1 protein-coding gene and 1 pseudogene are annotated in these 1281 nt (G+C 37.4%); both read right to left on the bottom strand.

From position 1 onward, the window contains the following. The coding region (locus ACRBBL_RS27575; protein ID WP_431372330.1) for a T9SS type A sorting domain-containing protein at positions 1-192 on the bottom strand (192 nt) is incomplete at its 3' end. Between the two features lie 865 nt (positions 193-1057). Next, a pseudogene (locus ACRBBL_RS27570) lies at positions 1058-1281 on the bottom strand (T9SS type A sorting domain-containing protein); the annotation flags it as partial.

The following is a 1281-nucleotide window of genomic DNA, read 5'->3' as shown; positions in this document are numbered from 1 at the left end:
GTTGCTATCTACATCAGTAATTTTGATGAAGTATAACCCAGTAGCTTGACTGCGCATAGAAAGTGTATTGTTACCTTCATTAAATGCACCCGATTGTATACGTTGTCCTGTTACACTAGTAATTTCATACGTAACATTCGAATAGTTGCGTACATCTACTGTAAAGTCAGCAGCCGAAGGATTTGGATAAATACGTAAGCTATTTGCTAATGCATTTTCTCCAACACTTAATGGCTCTGTAATTTTGAATAAGTTAGAAACGCTTGATGCAAACGAACCGTCACCAGTGATTATAGTATTTCCACTACCATCTTCAAGTCTATAAGTTCCATTTCCATACNNCATTCGTTAAGAAGTGTAATATTTACATCTGTAATTTCATCTGGTTGTGTTCCATTAGTTCCAGTTGTAATATATGGACCTCCACTTCCAACAACATTTCCACTAGAATCTTCTAATGTCCAAGTTGTTTCAGCTCCATAACGGTCTGGTGTAATCACCACTCTAACTGTAGTTATTTCGAATCCTTGAGGAATAGAAAAGTTTTTAACGTTTGAATCGTTTGATGGACCTTCATCTGTAGTTCCATTAGGATTTGAAACAGTAGCTGTAAATGAGTGTGCTCCTTCTCCTGTTACACTCATAGCACTTAATGGAATATCTTCAAATTCGTCTAGTGCTAAACTTCCTGTCCAGTTAATTGTAACAGGCGTATCACTATCTAATTGGTGCATAATTGTAGCACTTGTTAATTGATTGTTTCCTGCATTTCTAATACGTATTGTAGGCGAAATAGTATCTTCACATAAGTTATCTGGAATGTTTGATACAGAAATAGCTGCATCAGTATCAAATGTTTGTAACGGAGGGAATTGCCCTTGCGTTACTGGATTTGTTCCAGCTGGATCTAACCAAAACTTTAATTGTGCATTGTTGGCAGCACTAAAATCCCAAGAAACTCCAAATCGTCCATAAATATCAAAACCTCCATTATCATTAGTTCCTGAACATGCTGCAGAACCTCCAGAAAGTTTTCCAATAATTAATCCATCTTGNNTCAAATAAAGGAGAACCTGAAGAACCTGGTTCAGTTACACCTAAGTCCCAATCGGCAATTCGCCACATTTCAGCATTTGCTTCACCGTTAAAAGCAGTTGTTGTTCTTGACGCTCCTTGTATATCAACACATACTTTTTGGATATCTCCACTTGGGTGATGCACACCAACATTTAATGAAGGTACAGCAGTTGTAGAACGATTCCATCCTGCCCATACTAAATC

The organism is Kordia sp., from assembly GCF_050633145.1.
In the GTDB taxonomy this organism is placed as follows: domain Bacteria; phylum Bacteroidota; class Bacteroidia; order Flavobacteriales; family Flavobacteriaceae; genus Kordia.
The sequence above is the reverse complement of the archived record's forward strand: the minus strand, read 5'-3'. Positions and strand labels throughout refer to the sequence as shown.